This window comes from Micromonospora cremea, from assembly GCF_900143515.1.
Taxonomy (GTDB): domain Bacteria; phylum Actinomycetota; class Actinomycetes; order Mycobacteriales; family Micromonosporaceae; genus Micromonospora; species Micromonospora cremea.
Genome location: NZ_FSQT01000002.1, coordinates 746,292 through 765,927 on the forward strand (window position 1 = coordinate 746,292; position 19,636 = coordinate 765,927).

At 71.7% G+C, this 19,636-nt stretch carries 23 protein-coding genes and 1 pseudogene; 9 read left to right on the forward strand and 15 right to left on the reverse strand.

All coding sequences use genetic code 11. The annotated features are described in order from the left end of the window. Window positions 1-103: 103 nt before the first annotated feature. Both BUS84_RS16745 and BUS84_RS16750 read left to right on the forward strand, forming a co-directional pair. Entirely contained in the window at window positions 104-640 is a 537-nt protein-coding gene (locus BUS84_RS16745) for a hypothetical protein (RefSeq protein ID WP_074313684.1), read from the forward strand. A gap of 408 nt (window positions 641-1,048) precedes the next feature. Next, window positions 1,049-1,243, forward strand: a complete 195-nt coding sequence (locus tag BUS84_RS16750) for a hypothetical protein (RefSeq protein WP_074313686.1) — start codon at window positions 1,049-1,051, stop codon at window positions 1,241-1,243. A gap of 342 nt (window positions 1,244-1,585) precedes the next feature. Here BUS84_RS16750 and BUS84_RS40705 read toward each other — a convergent pair whose 3' ends face one another. Continuing rightward, the gene (locus BUS84_RS40705) at window positions 1,586-1,720 is read right to left on the reverse strand and encodes a hypothetical protein (protein ID WP_280175137.1); all 135 of its coding nucleotides are present in this window, start codon (window positions 1,718-1,720) and stop codon (window positions 1,586-1,588) included. Window positions 1,721-2,102: 382 nt separating this feature from the next. Between BUS84_RS40705 and BUS84_RS16755 the strand changes: the two genes are divergently transcribed. The 3 genes from BUS84_RS16755 to BUS84_RS16770 all read left to right on the forward strand — a co-directional run bounded on the left by BUS84_RS16755 (window position 2,103) and on the right by BUS84_RS16770 (window position 4,178). Further along, window positions 2,103-2,516, forward strand: coding sequence for a helix-turn-helix domain-containing protein (locus tag BUS84_RS16755; RefSeq protein ID WP_143728444.1), 414 nt, complete (start codon window positions 2,103-2,105; stop codon window positions 2,514-2,516). A 295-nt stretch (window positions 2,517-2,811) separates the two neighbouring features. Beyond that, window positions 2,812-3,030: a hypothetical protein gene (locus tag BUS84_RS37575; RefSeq protein ID WP_074313692.1), complete on the forward strand. Its 219-nt coding sequence runs from the start codon at window positions 2,812-2,814 to the stop codon at window positions 3,028-3,030. Then, entirely contained in the window at window positions 3,030-4,178 is a 1,149-nt protein-coding gene (locus BUS84_RS16770) for a hypothetical protein (RefSeq protein WP_074313693.1), read from the forward strand. Before BUS84_RS37575 ends, BUS84_RS16770 begins: the two co-directional genes overlap by 1 nt. Before the next feature lie 71 nt (window positions 4,179-4,249). Here the strand turns inward: BUS84_RS16770 and BUS84_RS16775 are convergent, their stop codons facing one another. The 12 genes and pseudogenes from BUS84_RS16775 to nadD form a co-directional block, all read right to left on the reverse strand. Then, entirely contained in the window at window positions 4,250-4,420 is a 171-nt protein-coding gene (locus BUS84_RS16775) for a DNA-binding protein (protein WP_342198234.1), read from the reverse strand. Window positions 4,421-4,885: 465 nt separating this feature from the next. Then, window positions 4,886-5,365 (reverse strand): hypothetical protein, encoded by a 480-nt coding sequence (locus BUS84_RS16780; protein ID WP_074313697.1) that lies wholly within the window; start codon window positions 5,363-5,365, stop codon window positions 4,886-4,888. A 75-nt stretch (window positions 5,366-5,440) separates the two neighbouring features. Then, window positions 5,441-5,890, reverse strand: a complete 450-nt coding sequence (locus BUS84_RS16785; protein WP_143728445.1) for a hypothetical protein — start codon at window positions 5,888-5,890, stop codon at window positions 5,441-5,443. Window positions 5,891-5,968: 78 nt separating this feature from the next. Then, a complete protein-coding gene (locus tag BUS84_RS40710; protein WP_143728446.1) occupies window positions 5,969-6,145 on the reverse strand; it encodes a replication-relaxation family protein in 177 nt (58 codons plus the stop codon). Further along, window positions 6,142-6,636: a replication-relaxation family protein gene (locus tag BUS84_RS16795; RefSeq protein ID WP_074313700.1), complete on the reverse strand. Its 495-nt coding sequence runs from the start codon at window positions 6,634-6,636 to the stop codon at window positions 6,142-6,144. Before BUS84_RS16795 ends, BUS84_RS40710 begins: the two co-directional genes overlap by 4 nt. A gap of 446 nt (window positions 6,637-7,082) precedes the next feature. Then, window positions 7,083-7,834: pseudogene (locus BUS84_RS41270) on the reverse strand (DUF2637 domain-containing protein). Between the two features lie 563 nt (window positions 7,835-8,397). Further along, entirely contained in the window at window positions 8,398-8,781 is a 384-nt protein-coding gene (locus tag BUS84_RS16805; protein WP_074313702.1) for a nuclear transport factor 2 family protein, read from the reverse strand. Window positions 8,782-9,001: 220 nt separating this feature from the next. Then, complete coding sequence (locus BUS84_RS16810; RefSeq protein ID WP_074313705.1) at window positions 9,002-9,775, reverse strand: SDR family NAD(P)-dependent oxidoreductase; 774 nt, start codon at window positions 9,773-9,775, stop codon at window positions 9,002-9,004. Window positions 9,776-9,779: 4 nt separating this feature from the next. Beyond that, complete coding sequence (locus BUS84_RS16815) at window positions 9,780-10,634, reverse strand: DegV family protein (RefSeq protein ID WP_074313707.1); 855 nt, start codon at window positions 10,632-10,634, stop codon at window positions 9,780-9,782. Window positions 10,635-10,719: 85 nt separating this feature from the next. Continuing rightward, window positions 10,720-11,349 (reverse strand): histidine phosphatase family protein, encoded by a 630-nt coding sequence (locus tag BUS84_RS16820; protein ID WP_074313709.1) that lies wholly within the window; start codon window positions 11,347-11,349, stop codon window positions 10,720-10,722. Next, window positions 11,346-11,753 carry a ribosome silencing factor gene (gene rsfS / locus BUS84_RS16825; protein ID WP_074313711.1) on the reverse strand — a complete coding sequence of 136 codons (408 nt, stop codon included), beginning with the start codon at window positions 11,751-11,753 and terminating at the stop codon, window positions 11,346-11,348. The genes BUS84_RS16820 and rsfS overlap by 4 nt, the downstream gene beginning before the upstream one ends. Before the next feature lie 110 nt (window positions 11,754-11,863). Next, the gene (nadD, locus tag BUS84_RS16830; RefSeq protein ID WP_074318863.1) at window positions 11,864-12,460 is read right to left on the reverse strand and encodes a nicotinate-nucleotide adenylyltransferase; all 597 of its coding nucleotides are present in this window, start codon (window positions 12,458-12,460) and stop codon (window positions 11,864-11,866) included. Between the two features lie 233 nt (window positions 12,461-12,693). Between nadD and BUS84_RS16835 the strand changes: the two genes are divergently transcribed. Both BUS84_RS16835 and BUS84_RS16840 read left to right on the forward strand, forming a co-directional pair. After that, window positions 12,694-13,356: a PadR family transcriptional regulator gene (locus BUS84_RS16835; protein ID WP_074313713.1), complete on the forward strand. Its 663-nt coding sequence runs from the start codon at window positions 12,694-12,696 to the stop codon at window positions 13,354-13,356. A 160-nt stretch (window positions 13,357-13,516) separates the two neighbouring features. Continuing rightward, a complete protein-coding gene (locus BUS84_RS16840; protein ID WP_074313714.1) occupies window positions 13,517-14,731 on the forward strand; it encodes an FAD-dependent monooxygenase in 1,215 nt (404 codons plus the stop codon). A gap of 44 nt (window positions 14,732-14,775) precedes the next feature. Here the strand turns inward: BUS84_RS16840 and pepN are convergent, their stop codons facing one another. Continuing rightward, window positions 14,776-17,292: an aminopeptidase N gene (pepN, locus tag BUS84_RS16845; protein WP_074313716.1), complete on the reverse strand. Its 2,517-nt coding sequence runs from the start codon at window positions 17,290-17,292 to the stop codon at window positions 14,776-14,778. A gap of 69 nt (window positions 17,293-17,361) precedes the next feature. On the opposite strand from pepN, the gene BUS84_RS16850 reads away from it, so the two are divergent. Beyond that, the gene (locus BUS84_RS16850; RefSeq protein WP_074313717.1) at window positions 17,362-17,580 is read left to right on the forward strand and encodes a DUF397 domain-containing protein; all 219 of its coding nucleotides are present in this window, start codon (window positions 17,362-17,364) and stop codon (window positions 17,578-17,580) included. A gap of 105 nt (window positions 17,581-17,685) precedes the next feature. Here the strand turns inward: BUS84_RS16850 and BUS84_RS16855 are convergent, their stop codons facing one another. Then, on the reverse strand, window positions 17,686-17,961 hold the full coding sequence (locus BUS84_RS16855; RefSeq protein ID WP_244298612.1) for a hypothetical protein: 276 nt from the start codon (window positions 17,959-17,961) through the stop codon (window positions 17,686-17,688). A 395-nt stretch (window positions 17,962-18,356) separates the two neighbouring features. On the opposite strand from BUS84_RS16855, the gene BUS84_RS16860 reads away from it, so the two are divergent. Further along, window positions 18,357-19,604 (forward strand): cytochrome P450, encoded by a 1,248-nt coding sequence (locus BUS84_RS16860; RefSeq protein ID WP_074313719.1) that lies wholly within the window; start codon window positions 18,357-18,359, stop codon window positions 19,602-19,604. Window positions 19,605-19,636 lie beyond the last annotated feature (32 nt).

Consider the following 19,636-nt stretch of genomic DNA (forward strand, 5'->3'; position numbering starts at 1 on the left):
GCAGATCGACGGACAGCACTAGACCAGGAGCCGACGCCGAAGGCGGCGCCAAGTTGGTAACGTGCCCCGTTGACGTGCAGGCATCGATACCAGGGCGGGCAGTGTGACCACCGCAGACAAGATCACCGTTGGTGTCGCCATCGCGACCGCGCTTGGGGTCGGTGCCCTGATCAAGTCTTGGGTAGACCACCTGTTGTCCCGGGGTGAGAAGAAGGTCAGCATCGCTGACCAGTCAGTGCAGACGGCCGCGACGGTGATGACCATGCTGGACGGCCAACTGAAACGCGTGCAGGAGGCTCTTGACAAGGCGCAACAAGAGAGCGAGGAGTTGCGCTTGACCCTGGCGGAGACCAAGACCGCCAAGGGGAAGCTCAGCGAGCAGCTGAAGGAAGCGAAGAAGTCCCTGCAAGGCGTGAACGTGCAGCTCTCGAACGCGAGCAGCGCGATCGGCGCCATGCAGGGAGACGTGCAACAGGTCCGGGCCTCGGGTGGACTCGGCGGTCTGGCCGCTCAATCGAGGGCAGGGCGGGAGTTCTTAGACAGCTTTTTGAAGACTCACGGCGCTACAACGATCGCCCAGATAACAGGTTCTGCCGGGAGCCACGGATCGGCCGACCCCGAGGCGAGATCCCATCGCTGATCAAGCCAGGAACACCTGGGGGTACGACCCCTTAGCCGAGGAAGCCGCACCGCCATGTCTTAGCAGCCAAGATCCTGCCACAGTTCGAAGGTCGATCTGTTAACCCGAAATCGACTCTGAGCTGCCTGCCGATACGCGCCATGAGCAACGTGCGTAACGGCCCTTAATCCGGGCTGTTTTCGACGACCACAGCAGGGCGCAGGGCCTCCGTAGAGACTCTGCCCCCTGCGACGAGCCAGCTAGGCAGCGGGCTTGCTGACCAACACGAGCTCGACCGCGACGGGGTTGGGGTTGATGATCTTCTTGGCGGTAGGCGATAGGTGGTGGACCTTCTCCAAGACGAGGAATGGCGGCGGGGTGGCCGCACGTGGGATGGGCTGCAAGCCCTGAATCGGCCATGATCATGGGATGGACATGGGGAACCCGCAGGAGGTCAGGGACGAGTTCGAGGCGATGATGGTTGACGCCGAGCTGGCGACGCCAGGTCAGTTGCCTCAGCACAAGAAGGTCGGCAAGTTCGCGGCCAACGCCCGGCGGCTCAGGCTGGGAGAGATCACTCCGCAGGAGTTCGAGCGGATTATGCGGAAGGACGAGGAGGGCTGACGGCGCCTGGATCTCCTCCGACCACCAGCGCCGCTCCGCGTGGGTGCGGCGCTTCTTGCTGCGCAACGACCTCGGCGGGCTCGCGCTCGGACTCCGCGGGGTGAGCAGGTGGCGAGCCTCGGCCAGCTTCTCGGCGGCGAGCCGAGACAAGGTCTTCGTGCTCTTGGTGTTGTGCTTGGTCGACACTGGCAGTACTCCTTGAGCTTGGTGTCCTGATGCGCGCCAGCTGGCGCGCAGCGTTGTCGACCCACCGCCCAGCCCGAGTAGTGCCGGTGCCGAGTTGTCTTGACTGGTCGTTCGCGCCCTGATGGGCGCGCGATCAGATCGCCGGCGGTTCGCAGGTCAGCCGAACGACGGCGCGAGCAGTTCCGGCTGACGCTTCAGCAGGATGTCCCGCTCGATGAAGTTGATCGACTCATGGCGGGCAAGCTTCGCTCCGGCTTCCGCCGTTATCGCGGCCTCTGCTTCGTCCCACACCCGGTCGACCCTGGCTCGCTGTTCTGGCGTGAGTGGATCGCGATACAACCCTGTCCGGCTTACTCCTCGGTTCGCGCCGCTGCAGTTGTCCTGAGAGTTGGTCGGCCACGAAGTGGCCGGCTCGGAGAGTTGTGGTGAGAGTTCCTTGAGAGTTCGTGTGCCAGTAGTGGCACCGAGTCGTGTCGCCACTGGCACCGAGTGGGTCTCCGCTGGCACCGAGTCGCCCCCGCTGCCGGCACCCACTTCGGGTGCCACTGGCATCGAGTTGAGCCGCTCGGCGAGCGTCTGCCCACGTCCGGACGCACATAAGTGTCACTATGGTGTCTCCACCAGTGGCACTTTGGACTAGTTGCTGGCACTTTGCGGGTATACGGTCCGGAACATGAGCCGCATGACAGCCGGCAAGCGTCACGCCCAGGAGCTGGAGGCTCTGGAGCTGAGCAACGCCGGCCACTCCATCGACGTGATCGCTGAGCGCCTGGACATCAGCGCCAGGACCGCCGCGCGACGAGTCCGGGCCGCCCTCCAGCGCATCCCAGCCCAGGAGGCGGACACACTCCGCCGCCAGTCGGAGGCGCGCTTCAACGGCTGGATGCGCCGGGCCAATGTCCTCCTGGCGACGGAGGACCTGTCCATCCAGGACACAGTGAAGGTCTTGGGTCTTCTCCTGTCCCTGGAGCGGGAGCGGGTCCAGCTCTACGGCCTCCGCCTCCCCTCCGCCGTGGTGGTCCAGCATGAGCTGGGTCCCGGGACCCAGGACCTGGGACTCACGACGGTCCCGGGGGTCCACCGATGAGCCCCCTGGCGTTTGGACCCGGACGTGGGACCCACCGGGTCCTGGGGATCAGCGGGACCCAGGACCGCTGTAGGACCCACCGGGTCCCGCTGGGTCCCGGTCGGGTCCAGGAGGTCCCCGGTGAGCGGGCGGCGGTCCTTCGCCTGGCCGCTGATGCCGCTAACCGACTCCGTGAGGACGGTGTGACCCTCCCCCGGCTTCGCCCGGTGACGGAGCGCCAGGCCCGCTGCCCGGAGTGCGTCCAGGAGGCCGCCCTGGCCGCCGTGGCCCGCCTCCGTGGAGAGGATGAGGACTGGTGACCCGCAACGAAGAGGCCGCGAAGGCCGCCGCCCGCCGCCGCCGGCTGATGCTGGGCGTCCCGGAGGAGGCGGACGACTCCAGCGGCCAGGAGAAGGCGAAGGAGCCGGCCGGCGTCCCCGCGCTCAATGAGGCCGTGAAGGCCCTTGGTAACGAACTGTTCCCCACGCCCAGCGCACGCCGCCGGGCCATGCTCGGACTGAAGGAGAGCAACTGATGATCACGGATGAGCGGGTCCGCTACTCCCCGGAGCTGGGCGTCTGGACCGTGAACATGAGCGGCATGACCGCCGTGAGTCCCGCCCAGGCGGAGCGCATCCTGGGCTGGGCCATGTTCCAGGCCAGGGAGGCGGAGGCCGCGCTGGACGGTTGCACGTGCGACCCCGGGGACCAGTTCTGGGACGGCCCGAACCGCCGGGTCCCCACGTCGCCGCACGCCCACTTCGTGGCCCAGACCCGGGGGGCGGACAGCCGGCTCATGGTCATCGGCCACGGTGGCCAGATTCAGGCGGCTCCCATGACCGGCCAGGAGGTCCAGGGCCGGACCTGTCCGCTCCGCAACCAGGCTGGGGAGCGCCGGGCGGCGGAGCTGGTGGAGCGCGGCGGCCTGGAGGAGCTGTGGGGGCTCACCGTGGCCTTCCCCGCCGGAGCCGGCCCGCTCCAGCCGCTGGGCGCTGGCGAACCAGCGCCTGAGGTCTGGGAGGCGGAGCCGGTCCGCTTCAGCGCCGCTGGCCTCCACGTGAGCGTCCCGGGTCGTCACGTCCACCCCGCCGTCCAGCCCTCCCTGGCCGCGTACCGGGACCTGTCGCTGAAGGCGGCGGAGCTGGACCAGGCCGCCCGGGAGGCCCGGGACCGGGCCCAGAATGCTCCGCGTGACCTCCGCCGGGAGGCCGCCCAGGCCGCCATCTCCGGGCGGACGACGGACGCCGCGAAGGCCGCACAGTCCATCCGGGACCTGGAGCTGGAGGCGGAGGCCGCGAAGGCGGTAGCGGACGGCACGGAGGACGCCCTGGAGGCCACCCGGGCCGCTGTGCTGAAGGCGGTGGAGGGCAACCGGGCGGAGTGGCTGGCGTACCTCAGCGGCCAGGGCCGGGCCGCGCTGGGCCGCCTGGACGCCGCCCTGGCCACGCTGGACGCCGCGCTGGGTGACCTGGTGGCGGTGGACACCATGCGGGCCAACGTGGAGAAGCCGCTCCACGCGCGTCAGGTCTTCGCCCAGGGCTCCGCGCTCTCCGGCCAGGTGAACGCTTCGCGGGCCACCACGCGGGAGGCCCGGGAGAAGGTGGCGGAGACGTTGGCCCCGCTGTCCCGCTACGCCACGAAGCCGGAGGCGAAGGCGGCCAGGAAGGTGAAGGCCGCCGCCTGAGCCCCCGTACGGACCACGGCCCGCCCCCATGCCTCCGGGGGCGGGCCGTTCCGTGTCTGGTCTCCTGGCGCTCAGCTCTCCGGCGGCGGAGGTTCGTCCGCTCCCCTGGCCTTCCAGGGCTGGTGCTCCGTGATCCAGCGCTCCACGTCCTCCACCAGCCAGACGGTCCCGCCGGCCAGGTGATCGAAGGGCTCCGGGAAGTCGGGCCGGGTGGTGAGCTGGACTACCCGGACGCGCGACACGCCCAGGCGCTCCTGTAGCTCCGCGCTCCCATACAACCTCCGCTGCCAGGCCATCCCCTGAGCATCACTACGGCACCCCCTTGCGGACCTGAAAGCCCTCGTGGGATCACCCGTAGGCGCTGTTCAACATCAGTTATGATGCGTAGCCAGTCCACTTCCATACTTGACAGGGGGTAGGCAAATCCGGTCCCCTGGACGGGCAACACACCGGGTAGCGGTCCGGGTACGCGAGCGGGGCTCCGTGCCCGGACCTGCCGTTTCAGGAGGTGGAGCTGTGCCCATGGATGACGGTCCCGTGACCCCGGCCCTGGTCCTCTGGACCGCTAAGCGGGTCATCACCCAGCACCGGGAGCCGGCCCAGGACTCCCGCGCTACTGGCCGTTGCGCTCAGTGCCGGGACGCCGGATGCGACATGCTGAGCTGGGCTGTCGGCGTGGTGAAGGCTCACCGCCTGGCCGCCAATGCTCAGGCGGAATCGGGCTCCTGATACCCCAGCTCCGCCAGCAGTTCCCGCGACCGGAGCACTTCAATGCCCAGCCCCAGTGCCCGGGAGCGGAGGGAACCGCCCTTCTCTTCATTGGTCACCAGCGCGCACCCCTCCACCATGCACGTGTGGGCGATCAGGGCGTCATTGGCGTGGGTCAGGTCGCTCCTACCCGCCCTAAGCGCGTCGATGGAGGCAACATCGTTGCTGAGCCGTGCGCGATCCAGCGCGGATGCCCCGAGGATGAAGCCTCCCGTTGGCGTGTCCTGGACTAGCTGAAGGACCCTCTGGAGCTTCCCCCGGCGCTCCTCATCAGGAGTGGCCGCCAGCTCCTCCTCCAGGATGTGCGTCCCCAGTAGCTTCAACTCCCCGGACTCCACCGCCCGCTTCACCACTTCGAAGGCTCCGGGCAAATCCACCAGGGGATCAACGCCGTTGCAGTCCAGCACGACCCGTCTCATGGCCGGAGAGGCTACTAGCCCAGTCCGTCATTGCTCCGCCGCGCACTGACGGATGCCATTGCGCGACGGGGAAACTCAGCGCCAGATAATCTCGATCCCGTCCGTGCTGGACCCCGGTCCGCGCCGGCCCCGGTCCACCCGGATCTCCATGAGCAGGCGGACAACGGTCCGGCGCGCGTCCGGGCTGAGTGCGTCCCACGCCTTCTCCACGTCCGCCGCGCTCACCAGTTCCCCGAGCACGGATGCGCGGTCCGGCGGTGGGGCGGCGGCGGCCTCCAGCGCGGCCAGCTCGGGGCGGAGCTGGCCCGTGATCGTGGCGAGCTGGCGGGCCGTGATGACCCCGGCCGCGAAGCTGGCCGCAGCGTCGTCGAGCCGCTGCCGTACCTGCTCCGCCGCCTGAGCGGCCCGTTCCCGCTCTCCCCCGTCATCGTCCGGGGTGAGCAGGGCGGCGGCATCCGGTCGGCTCAGGCGCGCGATCACCACCGCCTCCACGTACTCCTCCAGCCGGTCCCGTCGCCGGCTCACCGTCATCAGATTGAAGCCAGCGAGGCGGTGGTGCAGGTTCGCCTCCCGCCGAGCGGAGGGAAGGTGGAACAGGACCGGCTACGCCCAGGTGCTCATCGCGTAGGGGCGTTCGTACTTGGCGATCTTCTCGGTAAGGACGTCCAGGCGTTCGCCGCTGGTGCCGTACTCGAGGAAGAACGGCACCGCCCGGCCGCGCTCGGTCCACATCCCGGCGCCGTCCGGGCGGGGCAGTCCGGCGGGTCCGTGGACCATCATCTGCGGGTTGCCGCCTTTGCGGTAGAGGACGCCGGGTTCGTGGTAGGCAGCTGCCAGCGGATCAACTTGCCGCCCGGGTAAGTGCGGGCGTGGGCGGCGAGGTCGATGAAGACCTGGTTGCCGGCGAGCAGGTGCGGGAGGTCCGGTCGGCGGGTGAGGGACTGTTTGCGGCGGCGAGCTTGGTCCCGGCGTGGTCGGCCGAGTCCGCGTTGGACGCGGACGTGGTCGTAGCCGAGCTGGTCCAGGACGTAGTGGTAGGGGTAGGAGCCTCCGTCGGCTTTGTTGGGCCGGAACCGGTCCACCGCCCGCAGCAGCGTGAGGCGGCGCAGGCGGCGTTGGGTGGAGTCCAGGGACGGGAACAGGGCGGCGGCGATCTGGTCGGTGGTGAACACGCCGTGGTCGTAGAGCCAGCCGAGGAGCCGGTCGTCGCGGGCGGTGATGCTGGCCTGAGGCCGCAGCAGCGGATCCGAGGTCTGTGTGGGTTTACGCATGGGCAGCCCCAGGGGGGAGACCCCAGAGCTGAGGGTCTGTCTGGAGCCGATCAGAGTCGTTGTGAGGGGGGTTGACCTGGGCTGCGAGCGAGGACGGAGGGTCAGGTTGGGGGTCAGGATCAAGGCGGACGGTCGAACGGGGATCGGCGCTGACTCCTACACTGCCGCGCACACCGGGCCCGGCGTGACGACACGGTGAGAGTGTGTGTGAGGCGGGCCGGTGACGGAAGCGGCGACGCGGCTGAGATTCGTCATGTGGGGTGATCACTGTTGTTGCTCCAAGGTCAGAGGTGTGGGTGTGCGGCGGGTGCACCGGCCGCTGTCGCGGACGGGAGCGCGTGGACAGGTCCGGTCAGGTTCTGTCAGCTCGCGGGCCTGCTGACAGGCGCGCAAGCTGGTCTGACAGTGGCGGCTCGCTCTGACAGAAGCCGCAGGTTGGGGTTCTGTCACGCGGCCTCCCCCGGTGACAGGTTCGGTGCGGGTGAGGTGGTCTCGGCGCGCAGGACGCGTACGAGCGCCGAGGCGGTGGCGTTGGACAACTGGTGTCCGTCCGCGCGTAGCTGTCGGGCGAGGGCCTTGCGGGACATCGGCGTTCCCTCGACGGTGAGGGTGCGGGCGGCGGTCCGGGCGGCCGGGACCAGCGCGGTGACCTCCGGACCGCCGTCATCGGCCGACGGCTGGCCGTCCGGGCGGTCCGGGACCACCTCAGATCGGTCTGCGGCGGCGGGGACCGCGGTCGTGCGGTCCCGGACGGCGGCAGTAATGGTGGCGAGCGGCTGGCGGTTGTCCGGGACCGACGCGTCGACGGTCAGTGGCGGTCCGGGCTCCGTCCGCACGGGCCGGACGGTCGACGGGGGTGGGGCGGGGTCGGCGCGGCCGAGGGCGATCTTCACCATCGCCAGAAACCGAGCGCTGGCAGGGCGGCGGCGATCCAGCCGATCAGCGACGCCTCGGCCTCGACGACTTGCGCCGCCAGCGACAGCAGCACCGCCGCGACCAGCATCGTGGCGGGGATCGCGACGTTCTTGCGCAGGCACCGGTTGCGGCGCAACTTCAGGCCAGCGGCGATCGAGGTCAACTCCAACACGATCGCGTCGGCCCAGGCCAGCCAGCCCGGCTGACCGTGCGCCGCGGCGACGGCATGTACGTGTGTGAAGGACGCCACGCCGGCCGTGGCCCGGCGCTCCCTGTACTTCATGCCCGAGGGTGCACAGGGGGTGGAGGTCCCTGCGGTTCACCACTCCGGACGCCACCGACGACCGACTGCACGAGGTTCGTACCGGGACGTCGCCGGCCGGTCAGCCGGACCCCGGTGAGGGTCGGCGGATGACCGTACTCACCCTCAACCACCTCAGCGCGGGGCACCGTCGGGCTCACCCCCGAGGAGGTGGACGCGCATCGACGTGAAGGCCGACGGCGGCGTCGAGCGGGCCGCTCGGAACACCCGGTGATCAAGCCCTCGTGGCGCTGCCGGACCTGCCGGATCGCCTGGCCCTGCTCGGCCGCGAAGCTGCGTCTCCTCGGCGAGTACCGTCATGACCGCCCGGCGCTGCTGATTCACCTGGCGTCCCTTCAGGAGGAAGCCGCGGGTGACCTCACGGCGCTGAACCCGAGCAACCCGCCGACGAACCTCACTGACCGCTTCGTCGACTGGCTCGCGTCCGCTGAATCCACTGTTAGCAGAGTTGTCACGCCAGCTGGCGGTCAGCGGTGGCGGCGCGTCCGCTCGCCGAGCGCGCCCGCCGTCACGACAAACCGCTCTCAGTCGAGCGACCGATTGTATTCGTGGAAACCGACGGCCTTTCCGTCCCGAACCATGATGTGAATGCAATGCCGGGCCGCGTAGGGCTCGTTGAAAGCGACACCCCGAGCCCAGTCCTCGATGACGACGCGATCCTCGGCGACGGTCTTGTGAATGACCTCGACCCTGTCGAATCGACTGGTGCCGGGGGTGAAGGCACTGAAGAATGCGACCAGTTTCTCCCGCCCTTCGGGCCCGGTGAAGTGGCCGGTCTGCGGCGCCGGCAGAATCAGGTCCACCTCCGCGCCGAAAAGGTCGAAGAAGCTCTTCCACGACCCGGTCTGGAACCCCTGGATCAGGGCGTCATACGCCTGGTCGCCGATCACCCGGACGTCGTCGTTCATCGTCTGTTCCTTCCGAGTAAATTCCGCACTGGGACATTCTGCTCGACGAGTGCCTGCCCACGGGCGCCGTTGGCTACGGCAAGGCGACTGCTACCTGGTGGTCGGCGGGCGGGATCACCCGCTCGCCCGGGTCCCGGGGATACCCGCCGTGCGCTCGGAGAAGGTCTGGGCGTCGGCGGGCAGCTCGGCTACGTCGGTATGGGCCATGACGCCACCGTGGTCAGCGGGCCTCCGGGTCCAGGCCCAGCACGGCCCGTCCCCCGTCCACCGGCAGCGTGACCCCGTTGATGAAGCTCGCCGCTGGCGACAGCAGGTACGCGACCGCCTCCGCCACCTCGTCGACCGTCCCGATCCGGCCCACCGGGTGCAGCCGGGTCAGCTCGGCGTCGATCCACTCGGCCTGGGTGGGCTCCCGGGCGGCCAGGAAGTCGCCGTGCCGCTCGGTGGCGATCGAGCCGAGCGCGACGGCGTTGGCGCGGATGCCGTGCCGCCCGTACTCGACGGCCAGCGCGCGGGTCAGCCCCTCCACGGCGGCCTTCGCTGTCGAGTACGGCAGGGCGCCCGAAACCGGCCGGCGGGCCTGGTGCGACGAGACGTTCACGATGGCGCCACCCGCGCCGGCGGCCAGGAACCGGCGCACGGCCACGGCGGCGCCCACCACGGCCGGGCGCAGGTTCTGCCCGATCAGGTCGAGCACCGCGTCGGCGGATGCCGAGTGCAGTGCCGCGTCCCGGAACACCGCGGCGTTGTTGACCCAGCCGGTCAGCGGCCCGGAACGCTCCGCCAGGTCGGCGGCGTGCTGGGCCACTTGTTCGTCGCCGGCGTCGCCGATGACCGCGACGAGCCGGTCGGCGGCCGGGTGACCGGCCAGCCAGTCGACCGCGTCGGCGTCACGCTCCACGACGACGGCGGTGGCGCCGGTCGCCACGAGTCGTTGCACCACGGCCCGGCCGACGCCACGGCCGCCGCCGGTCACCACGCACGACGTGGACACCGGCTCAGTCGCCCGGTCTGCGGTGGACGACGACGCAGGCCAACCCCGGGCCGGCGTGCGCGGCGACCACGGCGCCGGCCTCGGAGACGTACGTGTCGTGGAGCCGGTCGCCGAGCCGCTCAGTGAGCGCGGCGAGCAGCGCCTCGGCCCGCTGTGGCGCGGCCAGGTGGTGCACCCCGAGGTCCACCTCGTCGTCCCCGGCCGCCTCGACGGCCAGGTCGACCAGCCGGGCCACTCCCCTGCTGGCGGTGCGCACCTTCTCCCGCAGCACGATCGCTCCGTCCGGCATGTGCATGATGGGCTTGACCGACAGGGCGGTGCCGAGCAAGGCCTCGGCGGCGTTGATCCGGCCGCCCCGGCGGAGGAACTCCAGCGTGTCGACGTAGAACCAGACGGTGGTCCGGGCGACGGCGGCGAGGGCCGCGTCGCGTACACCGGACAGGTCGGCGCCGGCTTCGGCGGCGGTGGCGGCCGCGATGGCCGGGAAGCCGAGCCCCATGCCGGCCGAGCGGCTGTCCACGACCTCGACCCGGCCGTCCAGGTCGGCGGCGGCGAGCCGGGCCGCTTCGACCGTGCCGGACAGGCCGGCGGAGAGGTGCACCGAGACGACACCGTCGGCGCCGGCGTCGAGGAGCCGGCGGTACGTCTGGGCGAACTGCTCGGGCGCCGGCCGGGAGGTGCTGGCCGTGACCCGCCGGCCGCTCAGCGCCAGGGTGGCGTCGGCGGGCTGGGTCTCCACCCCCTCCAGTCCCTCCGCGCCGTTGAGCACGACGGTCAGCGGCACGACGGTCAGTCGGTGCGTCTGCACCAGGTCGGGTGGAAGGTAGGCGGTGGAGTCGGTGACGACCGCGACGGGCATGCCCGGCACGCTAGTCGATCGGGGCGTTGAACGCCGAGGCGCCGGCGCGCGCCGGGCAGTGGGGCCGGCCGGGACGGGGCGGTGTTCAGACCGCGTCGACGACGGCCGGGACGGTGATCAGGCCGACGTTGTGGGCCCGCAGCTGCCAACCCCGGACGTCGTCGTGTCGCAGCTCGGTCCAGTGGCAGTTGGCCAGCGAGCCGATGCTGCGCAGCACGCCGGCGTCCCAGCCGAGCAGGTGACCGACGCCCTGCCGGGAGCCGCCACCGTGGGTGGCGATCACCACGGTGCCGCCGGGTGCCGCGTCGGCGGCCTCCTGCAACGCGGCGGCGACCCGCTGGCCCAGGTCGTGCAGGGGCTCAAGGTCCGCGCCCGGGGCCGGGTCGCCGGCCCGCCAGCGGGCGTACTCGACGGGGAAACGCTCGGCGACCTCGGTGAGGTGCAGGCCCTGCCACTGCCCGAAGTGCCGCTCGCGCAGCCGGGCGTCGGTGCGGACCGGCAGGCCGGTCAGCGCGGCCAGCGCGGCGGCGGTCTCCGCGGCGCGGCTCAGGTCGCTGGACACGATGGCGTCCGGACGCAGCGACGCGAGCAGCGGGGCGGCGTCGCGGGCCTGGTCGCGGCCAAGCTCGTTGAGGGGTACGTCGGTCTGCCCCTGGACGCGGTTGGCGGCGTTCCAGTCGGTGTTGCCGTGCCGCCAGATGATCAGCCGGGTCATTCGGCCGTGGCGGACCCGCTGGCGTCGGCCTCGACCAGGTCGCGGTCGACGAACGGGATCGTGGGGCAGTCCTTCCAGAGCCGGTCGAGCGCGTAGAACTCGCGCTCCTCGGTGTGCTGGACGTGCACCACGATGTCGACGTAGTCGAGCAGCACCCAGCGGCCACCACGCTCACCCTCGCGCCGCACCGGCTTGGCCTTCTCCGGCAGCTCCAGCAGGCGCTCCTCGATGGCGTCGACGATGGCAAGCACCTGACGCTCGTTGGGGGCGGCGGCGAGCACGAACGCGTCGGTGATGGCGAGCTGGTCGCCGACGTCGATGATGGTGATGTCCTGCGCCTTCTTGTCGGCGGCGGCCTGGGCGGCGGCGATTGCCAGCTCGTGAGCGCGTTCGGAAACTGTCACCGTTCTCCTTCGATCAACCGTGCGATCCTCCAAGCGTCTCATACCCGGCGGCGCCCCGACTTGTCAGTTCTGGTCGATTAGCCGCATGAATGGGGGTGAATCGGGCGTGGTCAGCGCTGATACAGGTGCCGTTTGGCGATGTACTGCACCACACCGTCGGGCACCAGGTACCAGACCGGCTCACCCCGGGCCACCCGGTCACGGCAGTCGGTCGACGAGATGGCCATCGCCGGCACCTGGATCAGGCTGACGGTGTCCGCGGGTAGGTGCTTGTCGGTGAGCTGGAAGCCGGGCCGGGTCACCCCGATGAAGTGGGCCAGCTCGAAGATCTCATCCAGATCCTTCCACGACAGGATGCGTTGCAGCGCGTCCGCGCCGGTGATGAAGAACAGCTGCACCTTGGGGCCGTACTCGGCCTGGAGGTCGCGCAGCGTGTCGACGGTGTAGGTCGGCCCGCTCCGGTCGATGTCGACCCGGCTGACCTGGAACCGGGGGTTGGAGGCGGTGGCGATGACCGTCATCAGGTACCGGTCCTCGGCGGGGCTGACCGGCTCGTCGGCCTTCTGCCACGGCTGCCCGGTGGGGACGAAGACCACCTCGTCCAGGCCGAAGCGGTCGGCCACCTCGCTCGCCGCGACAAGGTGCCCGTGGTGGATCGGGTCGAAGGTGCCACCCATGATCCCGATCCGCCGGATGTCTTCCTCCACCCCGTGATCGTAGGCCGGGCGCCGCGGCGGACCGCCCCGGCCCGGCGGCCGGTGACGCTCGCGTCCGGCCATGCCGCGATCGGCGCGGCGCTGCCCCAGATCTGGGGCAGCTCTACAGGCGGCCGGACCCCCATCCGGGACCGACCGCGGCATCTGGGGGTCGCGGTACAAGCACTTGCAGGCATATACTCGCCGGCAAGTAATCGGGTACGAGCAAGAGGACGGGAGTCGTCGTGCCGAAGCGACGCAAGGTCGGCAACCTGTTGGCGCTGGCCGTGCTGTCCGCCCTGGTCCAGCGGCCGATGCACCCGTACGAGATCGCCACCGCACTTCGCGCCTGGGGCAAGGACCAGGACATGGAGTTCAAGTGGGGGTCGTTCTACACGGTGATCCGCAACATGGACAAACACGACATGATCGAGGCCGTGGAGAGCGTCCGCGACGGGCGGCGGCCGGAACGCACCGTCTACCGGATCACCGACGTGGGGCGGGCGGAGCTGGTCGACTGGGCCCGCGAGCTGGTCTCCACCCCGATGCCGGAGCATCCCCGCTTCCGGGCCGGCCTGTCCGTGCTCGCCGCGCTGCATCCCGACGAGGCCACCGACCTGCTGCGGCAGCGGCTCGACCTGCTGGACGACGCGATCCGCCAGGACCGCGCAACGCTCGACGCGCACCTGCGGGAGATCCCGCGGCTGTTTCTGGTGGAGTCGGAGTACGACCTGGCCATGCGGGCCGCCGAGGCGACCTGGCTACGAGCCCTGCTCGCCGAGCTGACCTCGGGCGACTACCCAGGGCTGGACACCTGGCGGGCCTTCCACGAGACCGGCGAGATGCCGGCGGAGCTGACCGCGCTGGCGGAGAGGACCAGCACCCCGGCCCCTGACACCCCCGACTGACGGACGGCTCCGGCGGGGTGCGCCAACACCCCGCCGGAGCCCTTACCTCGAACCGACACCTGGGAAGGCGCCCGGCCCGAAGCGGCAACCACGAGGATAACCGCGCTCCCTCCCAGGTCGGTTCGCACGCGCACGCACCGACGACACCCAGGGAGAGAGCATGACCACGGTACGAACCGCGATCGTCATCGGCGGCGGCATCGCCGGTCCGGTGACAGCGCTCGCACTGCGCCGCGCCGGCATCACCGCCACCGTCCACGAGGCGTACCCCGCCACCGCCAGCGGGGTCGGCGGCATCGGCGGCACCCTCGCGCTCGCGCCCAACGGGGTGGCGGCCCTGCGCACGGTGGGCGCGGACGAGGCGGTGACGGCGATCGCCACCCCGATCGAGCGCACCGCGATGGCCGTCGGACGCCGCCACATCGACCTGCCCACGCTGGCCGGGGTGCCACCGCTGCGGGTGGTGCACCGGGCCGAGCTGCACCGGGTGCTGCACGACCGGGCGGTCGCCGAGGGCGTCCCGTTCGCGTACGGCAAGCGGTTGGTCGCCGCCGAGCAGACGGAGAGCGGCGTGACCGCCCGCTTCGAGGACGGCAGCAGCGCCACCGCCGACGTCCTGGTCGGCGCCGACGGCATCCGCTCGACGGTCCGCGGTCTCATCGACCCGGCCGCGCCCGGTCCGCGGTTCACCGGGCTGCTCGGCTTCGAGGCGGTGGCCCGGCACGAGGTGGACGTCGAGCCGGGCACGATGACCTTCGCGTTCGGGCGACGCGGCTACTACCTCTACTGGCCGGAGCCCGGCGGCGGCACCCGCTGGGGTGCCAACCTGCCGCACCAGCGGCCGTTGAGCCTGGTCGAGGCCCGCGCGGTGCCGGCGGCGCAGTGGCTGGACACGCTGCGTACCAGCTACGGCGACGACGATCCGGGCCGGGAGCTGATGGCGACCAGCAGCGCCGACGAGCTCCAGGTCGTCGGCTCGTTGCAGATCATGCCGCCCGTGCCGCACTGGCACCGGGGGCGGATGGTGCTCGTCGGCGACGCGGCGCACGCGCCGTCGAACAGCTCCGGTCAGGGCGCGTCGCTGGCGATCGAGAGCGCGGTGCAGCTCGCCCGCTGCCTGCGTGACCTGCCGGACGTGGGGTCGGCGTTCACGGCGTTCGAACGGCTGCGGCGCGCGAGGGTGGAGAAGGTCGCCGCCAGAGCGGCGCGAATCAACCAGGCCAAGGCGCCGGGGCCGGTCGCCCGGACGCTGATGCCGCTGCTGATGCCACTGCTGACGCGCACCGCGATGGACCCGGAGAAGACGGTCGCCGACGAGCAGCGCTACGTCATCGACTGGGACGCCCCGGTCACGACGGAGCCGGCGCTGCGCTGAGCCGGGCGCGGGGTGGCCCGCCAGCCACCCCGCGCCTGCCGGTCTCAGGCCGCCGCGGCGGCCACCGCCGTCCGGGCGACCAGCGCGCGGCGCAGGTCGTCGTCGGCGTCGGTGATCACCCGACGCAGTCCGGGGGTCAGGTCGTCGCGGGCCAGCAGTGCCGCGGCCGCCTCCCGGGTCGGCTGTGCCACGGCGTAGCGGGGGAACGCCAGAGCGGCCACCCGGTCGGCCGTCCAGGGGGTGCGCCGGCGCGCGGCCGCTGGCATGTCCGCGAAGTACCGCTCGACGTACGCCGCGGTCAGCTCGCTCTGCTCGGGTTGCCAGAATCCCTCGGCGGTCGCCTCCAGCAGCCGGTTGGACAGCTCGGTGTCCCGCACGATGATCTCCCACGCCGCCTGCTTGGCGGCCGGGTCGGGCAGGGCGGCGCGGCAGCGGGCGGCCCGCTCGGCGCCGGTGGCGCTGGGGTCGGCGGCCGCCTCGGCGGCGATCTCCGCCTCGCCGGCCGCGCCCAGCACCACCAGCCGACGCAGCACCGCCCAGCGCAGCTCGGCGTCGACCTTCAGGCCGGCCGGCACGTCGCGCCCGGCGAGCCAGCCGGTGAGCAGGTCGGCGTCGGTGGTCGCGGCGATCCAGCCCCGCGCGGCGGCCAGCTGCAACGACTCCCCCGCCGGCGCGCCGTCGAGCAACTGCCGGCACGCCCCGGCGATCCGGGCCAGCGCGGCGGACCGGGTCAGCGGGTCGAGGTAGCGGTCGACCAGTGACCGGCTGAGGGTGAGCACGTCCTCCGCGATGGTCACCTCGGTCTCGGCCGGCAGCGCGGCGACCATCAGGTCGACCAGGCCCGTCACGGGCCGCTCGCCGTCGGTCGCCGCGTCCAGCGCCTCGCTCCACAGCACCGCCCGCGCCAGTGGGTCGGCCAGCCCGGGCAGCACCAGCGGTACGGCCTCCGCCGACGCCGGGTCGAGGCGCACCTTGGCGAACGTGAGGTCGCCGTCGTTGGGCAGCAGCAGCCGGGCCGCCGGGGCGCCGGTCAGCTCGCCGAGCACGGTCCGCCCGCCGTCGGTGGCCGGGTCGAGGTCCACCTCGTCGCGCACCACCGTGCCGTCCGCCGAGTAGCGGCCCACGCCGACCCGGTGCGGGCGCAGCACCGGGTGCGACTCGGGCGCGGTCTGCACCACGGCCACCTCGGTGTAGCGGCCGTCGGCGTCGACGGCGACCTCGACGCGCAGCGTGTTGACCTGCGCCTGGCGCAGCCACAGCTCAGCCCAGCCGGACAGGTCCCGGCCGCTGGCGGCGGAGAGGCTGGCCAGCAGGTCGGCGAGGGTGGCGTTGCCGAAGCGGTGCACGGCGAAGTGCGCGTTCAGGCCGGCGAGGAACGCCTCGTCACCGAGCCACGCGACCAACTGCCGCAGCACGCTGGCGCCCTTGGCGTACGAGATGCCGTCGAAGTTGAGCAGGCCCTCGTCGGCGTCGGCCACCTCCTTCGGGGCGACCGGGTGGGTGGAGGGGCGCTGGTCGGCGGCGTAACCCCAGGCCTTGCGGCGCATGGCGAAGGTGGTCCACGCCTGGTCGAAGCGGGTCGCCTCGGCGGTGACCCGGGTGCCCAGGTACTCGGCGAAGGACTCGTTCAGCCACAGGTCGTCCCACCAGCGCATGGTGACCAGGTCGCCGAACCACATGTGCGCCATCTCGTGCGCGATGGTGGTGGCCCGCTGCTCCCGCTGGGTGTCGGTGACCGCCGAGCGGAACACGTAGTCGTCGCGGAAGGTGACGATGCCCGGGTTTTCCATGGCGCCGGCGTTGAACTCGGGCACGAACGCCTGGTCGTACTTGCCGAACGGGTAGCGCTCGGTGAAGAGCTGGTGGAACCGGTCCAGGCACTGCCGGGTGATGGTGAAGAGCTCGTCGGCGTCGGCGTCCAGGTGCTCGGCGAGCGACCGGCGGCAGTAGATGCCCAGCGGCACGCCGTCGTGCTCAGCCCGCCGCACGTGGTACGGCCCGGCGATCAGCGAGAAGAAGTAGGTGGCCAGCGGCGCGGTCGGGGCGAACTCCCAGCGGCCGGGCGCGGGGTTGGCGGTCACCTCGGCGTTGCTGGCCACCGTCCACTCTGGCGGGGCGGTGACCGTGAGGGTGAATGACGCCTTGAGGTCGGGCTGGTCGAAGGCGGCGAAGATGCGCTGCACGTTGTCGAGGAAGGTCACCGCGTAGAGGTAGGTCTCGCCGTCGGCCGGGTCGACGAAGCGGTGCATGCCCTCCCCGGTGTTGGAGTACGCCATCTCCGCCTCGACGACCAGGGTGTTCGCCGCCTCCAGGTCGGTCAGCGGGAGCCGGTTGTCGGTCAACGCCTCGGGGTCGACGTCACGGTCGTTGAGGCGTACCGCCAGCAATGTGGCGGGTTTGACCTCGGCGAAGGTCGCGGCGCCGGGGGTCGCCCGGAACCGGATCTCGACGCGGGAGCGGAACAGGTCGCCGCCACCGGTCAGGTCGAGGTCCACCTGATAGGACTCGACAGTAATCGCCGCGCCACGCGCGGTCGCCTCTACACGGGTCAGGCTCGGCATCCGCTTATCCTGCCCGATGGGGATCCGCACGCGGTCACCACACGACCCTCGGCACCGGAGGAAAGAACCATGGCGCAGCACCCCAAGGGCGACTTCGACCTCTCTCGGGCGGTCTGGCAGCGGGCCGACGGGGACACGTCCGACAGCGCCGTCGAGGTCGCCTTCGTCGACGACCTGATCGGGATGCGCAACTCCGCCGAACCGGAGGGGCCGGTGCTGGTCTTCACCCAGGCCGAGTGGGACGCGTTCGTCGCCGGCGCGCAGGACGGCGAGTTCGACCTGGACTGACCGCCCACGCCAGCGCCGTGCCGGTGCCGGAGCGGCGATGCGGGGGTGTACCGATGCCCGCGACACCCCCACATCGCCGACTCGTGGCCGGCCGCCGGCGAGCCGTCAGCCATCGCAGGGACCGTCGCCGTCGCCCCAGCCGAGGCCGCCGGGGCCTGGGGCGTGGTGAAAGCCGGGATGCTCGGCCACGTCGACGCAGCGCTCGCCGTCCGGGCCGAACGCCCCGCAGAACAGCCGCTCGGCGCGATGCCAGGCATCGGCCGGCGACAGGGCCGCCGCGCCGATCGCCAGCTCCGGGCGGAGCAGGCTCAGCGCCTCCGCGTACGCCACCGCCAGCTCGCGGGCGTCGGCCATGCCGGCCGCCGTGAAGCCCAGGTGCACCGTGAAAAACCGGTGCGGCCGGGTGGGCCGCCGGGGCGGACCGATCAGCGCCCCCGGGTCCCGACCACGGCCCGCGCCGAGGCCCCGACCGCCCGCCGCTGCCGCCAGTGCGGCGATCTGTTGTCCCGCATTCCGCCCTCCCCCGTGATCCCTTGTCCCGGCCCGGCCGCAACACCGGCCCCAACCGCCCCGACCCTCGTCGCGCCGGCCACTCACCCGAAACTCAACCAGGTTCCCGCGCCGGTGGGAGGGGCCAGCGGACGCCGATCCGGTGGCCGCGCCGCACCCACCGGCCGGCGCGCGACCGATGCCGGCGGTGCTGATTCAGGAGCTCCGACCCGGGTAGACGCACCCGGCCGAGCAGACCGGCCGGCACCCGCACGTGAGGAGACCCGATGGCGACCATGCCGGCCGACCGCAGCCCGGACAGCACGCTCGCGTTCCTCCGCGCCGGCTACCGGTTCATCGGCGAGCGCTGCGACCGGTACGGCAGCGACGTCTTCCAGACCCGGATCCTGCTGGCCCCGACCATCTGCCTGCGCGGCCGGCCGGCCGCGACGCTGTTCTACGACGCCGAGCGCTTCCAGCGGCGGGAGGCGATGCCGCTGCGGGTCCAGCGGACCCTGATCGGCCGGGGCGGCGTACAGGGGCTGGACGGGCCGGAGCACCGGGACCGCAAGGCGATGCTCATGTCGATCATGACGCCGGCCGCCATCCGGCAGCTCGGCCAGCTCTTCGACGACGAGTGGCAGGCCCGGATTCCGGCCTGGGAGGGCGCCGCGCCGGTGACGCTCTACGACGAGCTGGGCCGGCTGCTGACCCGGGTGGTCTGCGCCTGGGCCGGGGTACCACTGGCCGCGTCACAGGTCGACCGCCGTAGCGTCGAGCTGCACGCCATGATCGAAGCTCCGGCGATGGTCGGCCCCCGGCACTGGCGGGGCCTGCTCGCCCGCCGCCGGGCCGAACGCTGGATCGCCGACCTCATCGAGCGGACGCGGACCGGCATTTCCCCGGCTCCCGCCGGCAGCGCGCTGCAGGTGATCGCCGAGCACCGGGACGCGCGGGGCCGGCTGCTCCCCCGGCGGATCGCCGCGGTCGAGCTGCTCAACGTGCTGCGGCCGACGGTCGCCGTGGACCGGTTCATCGTCTTCGCCGCGCTCGCCCTGCACGACCATCCCGCCTGGCGGCAACGGGTCCGCGACGACGACGAGGCCACCGAGCAGTTCGTCCAGGAGGTACGCCGGTACTACCCGTTCTTTCCGGCCGCCGCGGCCCAGGTCCGGCGCTCCTTCGACTGGCAGGGCCACCACTTCCCGCGAGGGCGGCGGGTGCTCCTCGACCTGTACGGCACCAACCATCACCCCGCGCTCTGGTCCGAGCCGGAGCTGTTCCGCCCGCAGCGGTTCGCCGGCCGTCCCGTGGACGCGTTCCAACTGATCCCGCAGGGCGGTGGCGACCACTGGACCGGGCACCGCTGCGCCGGCGAGTGGATCACCATCGACCTGATGAAACGGGCGGTCACCAACCTGACCAGCGTCATGCGCTACGAGGTCCCGCCGCAGGACCTGGCCCTGGACCTGCGCCGGATGCCCGCACTACCCCCCAGCGGCCTCACCCTCACCAACATCCGCCGCACCGCCTGACTCACCGCCCCGCCGACCGTGCTGATGATCGG

What these genes read in the sequence shown, in the direction of transcription:
- BUS84_RS16755 (WP_143728444.1), top strand. Translation starts at nt 2,103, where the DNA reads ATGAGCCGCATGACAGCCGGCAAGCGTCACGCCCAGGAGCTGGAGGCT.
- BUS84_RS16840 (WP_074313714.1), top strand. Translation starts at nt 13,517, where the DNA reads ATGACCACGGTACGAACCGCGATCGTCATCGGCGGCGGCATCGCCGGT.
- BUS84_RS40710 (WP_143728446.1), bottom strand. Translation starts at nt 6,145, where the DNA reads ATGATGGTCCACGGACCCGCCGGACTGCCCCGCCCGGACGGCGCCGGG.
- BUS84_RS16805 (WP_074313702.1), bottom strand. Translation starts at nt 8,781, where the DNA reads ATGAACGACGACGTCCGGGTGATCGGCGACCAGGCGTATGACGCCCTG.
- BUS84_RS16860 (WP_074313719.1), top strand. Translation starts at nt 18,357, where the DNA reads ATGGCGACCATGCCGGCCGACCGCAGCCCGGACAGCACGCTCGCGTTC.
- BUS84_RS16815 (WP_074313707.1), bottom strand. Translation starts at nt 10,634, where the DNA reads ATGCCCGTCGCGGTCGTCACCGACTCCACCGCCTACCTTCCACCCGAC.
- BUS84_RS16780 (WP_074313697.1), bottom strand. Translation starts at nt 5,365, where the DNA reads ATGAGACGGGTCGTGCTGGACTGCAACGGCGTTGATCCCCTGGTGGAT.
- BUS84_RS16770 (WP_074313693.1), top strand. Translation starts at nt 3,030, where the DNA reads ATGATCACGGATGAGCGGGTCCGCTACTCCCCGGAGCTGGGCGTCTGG.
- BUS84_RS16795 (WP_074313700.1), bottom strand. Translation starts at nt 6,636, where the DNA reads ATGCGTAAACCCACACAGACCTCGGATCCGCTGCTGCGGCCTCAGGCC.
- pepN (WP_074313716.1), bottom strand. Translation starts at nt 17,292, where the DNA reads ATGCCGAGCCTGACCCGTGTAGAGGCGACCGCGCGTGGCGCGGCGATT.
- BUS84_RS16820 (WP_074313709.1), bottom strand. Translation starts at nt 11,349, where the DNA reads ATGACCCGGCTGATCATCTGGCGGCACGGCAACACCGACTGGAACGCC.
- BUS84_RS16850 (WP_074313717.1), top strand. Translation starts at nt 17,362, where the DNA reads ATGGCGCAGCACCCCAAGGGCGACTTCGACCTCTCTCGGGCGGTCTGG.
- BUS84_RS16750 (WP_074313686.1), top strand. Translation starts at nt 1,049, where the DNA reads ATGGACATGGGGAACCCGCAGGAGGTCAGGGACGAGTTCGAGGCGATG.